This window comes from Thiohalomonas denitrificans (genome assembly GCF_016841685.1).
GTDB classification, from domain to species: domain Bacteria; phylum Pseudomonadota; class Gammaproteobacteria; order Thiohalomonadales; family Thiohalomonadaceae; genus Thiohalomonas; species Thiohalomonas denitrificans_A.
The window spans coordinates 1-8,166 of sequence record NZ_JAENYR010000114.1 but is presented as its reverse complement, the minus strand read 5'-3'; the positions used below and the strand labels follow the sequence as shown (position 1 = coordinate 8,166).

Annotated in this window: 7 protein-coding genes; 2 read left to right on the top strand and 5 right to left on the bottom strand. The window is 61.6% G+C overall.

The window, feature by feature from the left end; genetic code table 11:
* From Q7L05_RS16245 to Q7L05_RS16225, 5 genes are all read right to left on the bottom strand, one after another.
* The coding region (locus Q7L05_RS16245) for an RtcB family protein (protein WP_303909170.1) at positions 1-1,239 on the bottom strand (1,239 nt) is incomplete at its 3' end.
* A 65-nt stretch (positions 1,240-1,304) separates the two neighbouring features.
* Positions 1,305-1,727: an archease gene (locus Q7L05_RS16240; protein ID WP_303909167.1), complete on the bottom strand. Its 423-nt coding sequence runs from the start codon at positions 1,725-1,727 to the stop codon at positions 1,305-1,307.
* Positions 1,728-1,737: 10 nt separating this feature from the next.
* The gene (locus Q7L05_RS16235) at positions 1,738-2,985 is read right to left on the bottom strand and encodes a BamA/TamA family outer membrane protein (RefSeq protein ID WP_303909164.1); all 1,248 of its coding nucleotides are present in this window, start codon (positions 2,983-2,985) and stop codon (positions 1,738-1,740) included.
* Between the two features lie 13 nt (positions 2,986-2,998).
* Positions 2,999-3,784: a sulfite exporter TauE/SafE family protein gene (locus Q7L05_RS16230; protein ID WP_303909161.1), complete on the bottom strand. Its 786-nt coding sequence runs from the start codon at positions 3,782-3,784 to the stop codon at positions 2,999-3,001.
* 300 nt (positions 3,785-4,084) lie between these two features.
* A complete protein-coding gene (locus Q7L05_RS16225) occupies positions 4,085-5,449 on the bottom strand; it encodes an NAD-dependent succinate-semialdehyde dehydrogenase (protein WP_303909158.1) in 1,365 nt (454 codons plus the stop codon).
* 156 nt (positions 5,450-5,605) lie between these two features.
* Here Q7L05_RS16225 and Q7L05_RS16220 point away from each other — a divergent pair, with 156 nt between their 5' ends.
* Together Q7L05_RS16220 and Q7L05_RS16215 are read left to right on the top strand one after the other, a co-directional pair.
* Positions 5,606-6,571, top strand: a complete 966-nt coding sequence (locus Q7L05_RS16220) for a complex I NDUFA9 subunit family protein (RefSeq protein ID WP_303909156.1) — start codon at positions 5,606-5,608, stop codon at positions 6,569-6,571.
* 109 nt (positions 6,572-6,680) lie between these two features.
* Positions 6,681-7,901 (top strand): multifunctional CCA addition/repair protein, encoded by a 1,221-nt coding sequence (locus tag Q7L05_RS16215; RefSeq protein ID WP_303909154.1) that lies wholly within the window; start codon positions 6,681-6,683, stop codon positions 7,899-7,901.
* Positions 7,902-8,166: the final 265 nt, after the last annotated feature.

The window sequence follows — 8,166 nt, the reverse complement described above, 5'->3', positions numbered from 1 at the left end:
CTCACGGGTAGCCGCATGCCGACTCATGGCGCGGCCGGCGCCGTGGCAGGCAGAGCTGAAGGCGCGCTGTTCACTCTCCTGCGTGCCGGCCAGGATGTACGAGGCGGTGCCCATGGAACCGCCGATGATCACCGGCTGCCCTGCTTTTCGGTAACCTTCGGGGAGCTCCGGATGGCCGGGTCCATAGGCCCGGGTCGCCCCTTTGCGGTGAACGAAAAGACGGCGCTTGCGGCCACCGATGGAATGCTCTTCCGCCTTGCAGGTGTTGTGGGAAACGTCATAGATCAATTCCAGTCGTGCCCCGGGAAAGACTCTTGCAAAGGCATCCCGGGTCATTTGAGTGAGGATCTGTCGATTGGCAAGGGCGCAATTGATGCCGGCCCGCATTGCCCCCAGGTATTTTTGGCCCAAAGACGACTCGATGGGGGCACAGGCAAGCTCCCTGTCGGGCAGTTCAATGCCCAAAGCTGGCGCGGCAACGGCCATTTCCCGGAGAAATTCGGTGCCGATCTGATGACCGAGACCCCGAGAGCCGCAGTGGATGCTCACTACGATCTCATCTTCGACCAGACCAAAGGCCGCCGCCACCTCCGGATCGTAGCGCTCCACCACGCGCTGGACCTCCAGGTAGTGGTTACCCGAACCGAGGGTTCCCATTTCGTCCCGTTGACGCTGTTTGGCCCTTTGGGAGACAGCCGAGGGCTCCGCGCCGGCCATACAGCCGTGTTCCTCTATCCGAACCAGGTCCTCTGGCCATCCAAAACCGTTCTCCACGGCCCAGCGTGCGCCTCCCGCCAGCATGTCATCCATTTCCCGACCAGTCAGCCGAATGCTGGAGGTACTGCCGACGCCTGCCGGGATGGCACGGAACAGCTCATTGGCAAGCCGCTCCTTGCCGGCTTCGAGCTGCGCCCGGGTCATCCCGGTTCGCAGTGTCCGAACGCCGCAGGAGATGTCAAATCCCACGCCCCCGGCCGAAATCACCCCGCCCGCCGTCGGGTCGAATGCTGCCACCCCGCCGATCGGAAAGCCGTAGCCCCAATGGGCATCCGGCATGGCATAGCTCGCACCCACAATGCCGGGTAGCGAGGCGACATTGCGGACCTGTTCGAAGACCTTGGCATCCATAACGTCGACCAGCGATTCGCTGGCGTAGATCACCCCGGGAACCCGCATGGGCCCCGTTTTCGGAATGACCCATTCATACTCGGAGCGTCGTTCCAGCCCAGAAATAGCCATTGCCGTCCCTCTTGTTGCGACAGGCTCCTAGAAGTGAGCGGTATAGTCCCTGCCCCTCTTTACATTCAGACATCGATGATGGTCTGCGCAATCCAGCGTTCGGACTCCCGGAAGACCCGCAAATCCGTATAAGTGGCCCCCTTGATCTCGACCGCCGGCCCATGCCGCTCCGCATCCACCGGCTCACCCCATGCACTGCCGGAGAGACGCGACCCCTCGATGCAGACATCGAATCGGCTGAACAGCAGATTGCGCGTGGCCATCTCGTAGATCAGGGCGTTCAGCCAGTCGACCAGCAACAGTTCCAGATCCGGAGCCTCGCAGCGGATCGCCACTGCAGTCTCAGGACGCACCGACACCGGATCGGTCACTACCGCGGTCATCGCGAGCCCCGCCTGCTCGAAAGCAGTCTCGGGCGTACCTCCCCAGCCCCGCACCCCCATATCCGCCTCATGGGGAAACAGCTCGTATCCCGCCGAATTCGTCATAGTTCGGTCACTAAAAGGTCCGACTGGTGCCGGCATAACTCTGAACCTCCTTGGTGTCGAAACCGTATGCCACGTCCACGCGCAGGGAAAGATCGACGAACCATGTCACGTCCCAGCGCAGCCCCAACCCGGCACCCGTGCGCAAATCAGTGAGATCCGTATCGCCGAGGTCCGGATAGACGTTTCCGACGTCCGCAAATAATACTCCACGCAGCCTGCGCCATAACGGCTTCAGGTACTCGATATTGGCAAGCGCCATCGCATTGCCGTCCACAGAATCGTAGCCCCGCAGGGTATCCGCGCCACCAATCTCATAGGCGAGCCCCTCGAACCTGCGACCTTTGGCCGCCCCGAACCGCAGCTGCCAGTTGAGATTGTGACCGTCACCGTAAGCGTGATAACGGCGGTAAAACACCGTGTGGCGATTGTAAAAATAGTCGGAACCCAGCTCCTTGAGCCCGACATTTGCCTGATAGCCAGTAACGCCACCGCTGCGGTAGTAACCATGGTCCTGCAGAGCGTCGAAGAGGATCGAGCCGCTGAGTGCCACCGCCTGGTCATCCTCCCGGAGACTCGCGCCGGAGAGCCTCGAAAAATCCCGCTGCTCAAGGGTGTATCCACCACCGATTCGCCAGCCGCGAGAGGGACCGAAAGTATCCAGCCATCGCGAAACCTCTACGCCAATCCGCCGGGACTCGCGCCGATAGCGGGCCTCGGTGCTCTCTTCGAGGATGTCGAATTCCCTGCGCTCGATCTCAAAATCTGCATTCAGGTTATAGGAGCTCCCCTCAATTCGGGGATAGCTGTACTCGGCCGAAAGTTCGCGCTTGAGTGCATCCTTATCATTCACATGGGATGAATTATCCAGGATGAGCTTCAGCCGCTGGTTCAGACCGCCAATGTTGTCCAGGCGCAGGTCGGCACCATAGCTGTAACTTCCATCGGGATCGCCATCGAGCCGCGGCAGGGGGAGCACGTAGTATTTTTCCTTGACGGAGATAGTCAGCAGGAGGCCGTTGGCCGCCTCGGTCAGTTCCCAACGGACCCATTCGAACAGGCCCAGGTTCATGACGGCCTGACGCGAGTTTTCGATGGCTTCGCGGTTGGCGATGTCACCTACAGTGACCGTCATCTCCTGCATCAGGATGTGGTCTTTGGTCACGCGGTTGCCCTCGAAACGGATATCGGCAATCCGTTCGGCGGCGTCTGCCGCACTACTGAGCAGAATCAGCAGAAGCACCCATGACCCGAATCGCATAGATTCCCAGCTTTCAAATGAGCATATAGACGCCCAATCCGGCCAGGAAAAGGGCGAACAGTCGCTTAAGGACGTCACCCGGCAGAGTATGGGCGAGGCGCGCCCCCAGCGGGGCGAACAGCATGCTGGCGGCAACCACGCCCCCTATCGCCGGCCAGTACAGGTAACCGGTACTGGCCGCAGGAAGCGCGGACTCACCCCAGCCGGCTGCGGCAAAGCCGATCGCACCGGCCAGGGCAATAGGCATTCCGCAGGCCGCGGAGGTGGCCACGGCGTTGCGTATCGCCACATTATTCCAGGTCAAAAACGGCACCGTTAGCGTGCCGCCGCCGATCCCCACAATCGCGGAAACGGTACCTATAACGCCACCCGCCGCAAACAGCCCCGGAGTTCCCGGCAGTGTGCGGTGCGGGGCGGGTTTCAGCCCCAACCCCAGCTGAACCGCAACGGCCAGCTCGAAGATCCCGAAGATACGTCGCAGTCCTGTGCCAGGCAACCAATCAGCAATCATCGCCCCCAGCAGGGCACCCACCACGATCCCCGGCGCGAGACGTCCAACCAGTCGCCACTGCACGGCCCCGCGACGATGGTGGGCACGCACGGAAGCGAGGGATGTAAATACGATCGTAGCGAGTGAGGAGCCGATTGCCAGATGCATCAGCACCTCCGGTGCGATCCCCGCACGTGCGAAAGCGAAGGCCAGGACGGGGACGATGACCAGCCCGCCACCGACTCCGAACAGACCGGCCAGAACGCCGGCAAAGGCGCCGACAGCGAGATAGAGGTAAATATCGGGCATGGTAGGCTAGTAGATAGTGGCTAGTGGCTAGTGGCTAGTGGCTAGTGGCTAGGAACTGCTAGTGGCTAGTAGCGAGTGGCTAGGAAGTGAGTGGCTAGCAGCTAGATTTTTTATCCTATCCACTATCCACTACCCACTAGCCACTATCCACTATCCAATCCACTATCCACTAGCCACTAGCCACTAGCCACTAGCCACTAGCCACTAGCCACTATCTACTTCCACTATCCACTATCTACTACTATCCTCTACTATCTACTAGCCACTATCTACTAGCCACTAGCAACTCGCCACTCACCGTCACCTGATCCAGATCGTTTTGGCGTTGACGAATTCGCGGATGCCGTGGCGCGAGAGTTCACGGCCGTAGCCGGACTGCTTGATGCCGCCGAAGGGCAGGCGCGGATCACTTTTTACCATACCGTTGACGAAGGCGCAGCCGCACTCCAGGGCGCGCGCGAACGCTTCGCCCCTTTGGGCATCGGCGCTCCATACGCAGCCACCCAACCCGAACGGAGAGTCATTGGCGAGCCGCAGGGCATCGGCCTCGTCGCGGGCACGCAGGACAATGGCCACGGGTCCGAACAGCTCCTCGGCATAGGCGGGCATACCCGGCTTCACCCGGTCGAGGATCGAGGCGGCGTAGAAGGCGCCCTCTCCCTCCAATGGTCGGCAGCCGGTGACCGCCTCCGCGCCCTGTTCGATACTGGCGACGACCTGCTTGTGAAGGTCGTCGCGCAGGTCGGTACGGGCCATGGGGGGCAGCGTGGCCTGTGCGGTCATCGGGTCACCCGGGACGAGGGCCTCGACACCCGCCTTGAAGCGTTCGAGAAAGATTTTTGCCACGTCATCCACAAGGATAAAACGCTTGGCCGCAATGCAACTCTGGCCGCCGTTCAGGAACCGGGAGGTGACGGCTGCTTTGGCGGCGCCATCCAGGTCGGCATCTTTCAGTACGACAAAAGGATCGGAGCCGCCCAGTTCCAGGACACTTTTCTTGAGATGGGCTCCGGCGGCGGCGGCCACCTTCCGTCCCGCCGAATCGCTACCGGTCAGGGTTACCGCCTGAACACGCGGGTCGGCGATCACACTCTCCACCTGCGAGGCGCCGATCATCAACGAGCGAAAAACCCCTTCGGGAAAGCCCGCCTCGATAAACAGGTTTTCGATGCTTTTGGCACATTGGGGTACATTGGAGGCGTGTTTGAGCAGTCCGGTATTGCCCGCCAGCAGCCCGGGCACCGCAAAACGAAACACCTGCCAGAAGGGGAAATTCCAGGGCATTACCGCCAATATGGTGCCCAACGGCTGATAGACCACCATACTGCGGGTCGCATCGGACTCCAGAAGTTCATCGGCCAGAAAACCCGGGCCCGATTCGGCATAGTAGTCGCAAAGCCACGCGCACTTGTCGATTTCCCCGCGCGCCTCACCGATCAACTTTCCCATCTCACGGGTGATGATGACCGCCAGTTGATCCCGCTGTTCCCGCAGTATCTCGCCCAACCGGCGGATCAGGAGAGCTCGCCCCTCCACAGGTGTCGCCGCCCAGCCGGGCGTGGCATCGGCGACCTGCTGCAAGACCGAGTCCAACCTGGTGGCATCCCAATAGGCGACTTCGGCGAGTGTCTCGCCGGTGGCCGGATTGACTGAAGTGAACGCCATGCCATTCTCCCCGTTTTTGCATTTTGTGATAGACCATACCGGAAAACCGCATACCTTGAAGAAAGGGGTGATTGTGTTTATCGGGATAGGAGACAAATCCTAGTATAGTGTTTAGGTCAAATGCTACGGCTTTCGACCGGAAGGAGTGCCATCAAAATGGAACCGCAACGCCGTCCGCACCGTATCTGCATATTCGGGGGCACCGGGTTTGTCGGCAGTCACCTGCTGACACGGCTCACTGCCGACCGGCACCACTTGCGGGTGGTCACCCGAAACAGGGAACGCCACCACGACCTCTGGGTACTGCCCTCACTGGAAATGGCGGAAGCCAATATCTTCGACCCCAAGAGCCTCGATGAAGTGCTGGAGGGTGTCGATGTCGTTATCAATCTGGTGGGCATCCTCAATGAACGCGACAGGGGCGGCAAGGGCTTCACCAGGATCCATGTGGATTTTCCGCGGCGGCTGGTCGACGCCTGCCTCTCCAAAGGCATCCGGCGGCTGCTGCACATGAGTGCTCTGGGGGCTGATGCGGCCTACGGGATGAGTCACTACCAGCGTACCAAGGGGGAAGGGGAGAACGTGGCCCATTCGGCGGCCAGCATTCGCGTGACCAGCTTCCGCCCGTCGGTGATCTACGGTCCGGGCGACTCCTTTTTCAACCGGTTCGCCAGTCTGTTGCGCCGCACGCCCGGCATTTTTCCGCTGGCGTGTCCGCAGGCGCGCTACGCACCGGTCTACGTCGGTGATGTCGCTGAAGCCTATGCCCGGGCCATCGATAATTCGCGCACCTACGGTCAGCGCTACGACCTCTGCGGGCCGCACGTCTACACCCTGAAGGAGTTGGTGGAATTCACGGCGCAAAGTCTCGGCCTGAAGCGGAAGGTGGTTGGTCTCAACGACACCCTTTCCCGCATGCAGGCAATGCTCCTGGAGCGTATGCCCGGCAAACCCTTTTCGAAGGACAACTACCTTTCCATGCAGCGGGACAATGTCTGCGAAGGGCCTTTTCCGGAGGTATTCGGCATCACCCCCGCCTCCGTGGAGAGCATCGTGCCGACGTACCTTGGCGAACAGGATCAGCGCGCGTATATCGCCCGCCTGCGTTCGCGCCGCCGCTAACGGTCCGTTGCCGGTACAGCCATTGCGAACACGGGACGTGAGTCCCGTGTTCCCCGTGGTTCTGCTTTGCGGGAGAATGAGCATCCCTTGAACACCGATGGTGGATTACATGCAGGTCTATCTTGTCGGCGGCGCTGTCCGCGACAAACTCCTCGGGCAACAGCCCCGCGATCGGGACTGGGTAGTGGTTGGAGCCACGCCGGAAGAGATGCTGGAGAAAGGCTTCAAGCCGGTCGGCAAGGATTTCCCGGTCTTTCTGCACCCGAAAACCGGTGAGGAGTACGCCCTGGCGCGAACCGAACGCAAGACGGCCCCCGGTTACCATGGCTTTGAGGTCCACGCCTCCCCGGATGTCACCCTTGAGGAGGACCTCAAGCGCCGCGACCTGACCATCAACGCCATGGCCGAGGACAGCGAAGGGCACCTCATCGATCTCTTCGGCGGACGTGAGGATCTGGAACTGGGCCGTCTGCGCCATGTCTCGCCTGCGTTCGCAGAGGACCCGGTACGCATCCTGCGGGTAGCCCGTTACGCGGCCCGCTACGGCAAGTGGGGCTTCCGGGTGGCGCACACCACCAACAAACTGATGCGGCAAATGGTAGAGGCCGGCGAGGTGGATGCCCTGGTGCCGGAGCGGGTCTGGCAGGAGCTCGAGAACGCCCTGCGGGAAGAGACGCCCTCCCGCTTCTTCGAGGTGCTGCGCGGCTGCGGGGCATTGGGTCGGATCTTCCCGGAGCTGGAGGCGCTGTTCGGCGTACCGCAGCCCAAAGAGCATCACCCGGAAGAGGACACCGGGATTCACGTGATGATGGTCCTCGACCAGTCGGCCCGGCTCTCCGACGACCCGCGGGTGCGCTTTGCGGCCCTGGTGCACGATCTGGGCAAGGGCACGACCCCGGAGACCGAATGGCCCAGTCACCATGTCCATGAACAGCGAGGAGTGGAACTGGTTAAGGGGCTCTGCGAACGGCTACGCGCCCCCAGGGAGTACCGCGATCTCGCCGTGGTGGTCACCAAACACCACGGAGTCTACCACCGTGCCGAAGAGCTGCGCCCCGCCACCTTCGTGAAGACCCTCGAAGCCATTGACGCCTTCCGCCGCCCAGAGCGCCTCGAGCAGTTCCTGCTTGCCTGCGAAGCCGACTCCCGTGGGCGCCCCGGTTTCGAAGAGAGGGATTTCCCCCAGCCCGCCCTCTTCCGGCGCGCCTTCGAGGCCGCCAACAGCGTGTCGGCCAAGGCCGTCGTTGCGCAAGGCTATCGGGGCGCGGAGATCGGCGAAAGACTCCGTGAAGCCCGTATCGAAGCCGTTAAGAGCTCTTTGGGAAAATAACGCTGTGTCTTGCAACGCGTCTTAGCAGTGTGTTCGGCCAACAGTCATTCGCGCGAAGGCGCGCGAAGGGGGGAATCCAGACCATGGATGGCCGCTCTCGGCCAGGAGCCGTCATTCCCGCGAAGGCGGGAATCCAAAGGTCACCCCGATCAGGCAACCACCGCCAAACCCGTGATTGGCTATTGTTTTCTAGATTCCCGCCTTCGCAGGAATGACGGCTTTGGATCGGGAGCTGCCTGTGTTTTCTGGATTCCCGCCTTCGCGG

Bases quoted from the DNA above. Each gene is read 5' to 3' on its own strand.
- Q7L05_RS16215 (WP_303909154.1), top strand. From the start codon at position 6,681: ATGCAGGTCTATCTTGTCGGCGGCGCTGTCCGCGACAAACTCCTCGGG.
- Q7L05_RS16225 (WP_303909158.1), bottom strand. From the start codon at position 5,449: ATGGCGTTCACTTCAGTCAATCCGGCCACCGGCGAGACACTCGCCGAA.
- Q7L05_RS16235 (WP_303909164.1), bottom strand. From the start codon at position 2,985: ATGCGATTCGGGTCATGGGTGCTTCTGCTGATTCTGCTCAGTAGTGCG.
- Q7L05_RS16220 (WP_303909156.1), top strand. From the start codon at position 5,606: ATGGAACCGCAACGCCGTCCGCACCGTATCTGCATATTCGGGGGCACC.
- Q7L05_RS16240 (WP_303909167.1), bottom strand. From the start codon at position 1,727: ATGACGAATTCGGCGGGATACGAGCTGTTTCCCCATGAGGCGGATATG.
- Q7L05_RS16230 (WP_303909161.1), bottom strand. From the start codon at position 3,784: ATGCCCGATATTTACCTCTATCTCGCTGTCGGCGCCTTTGCCGGCGTT.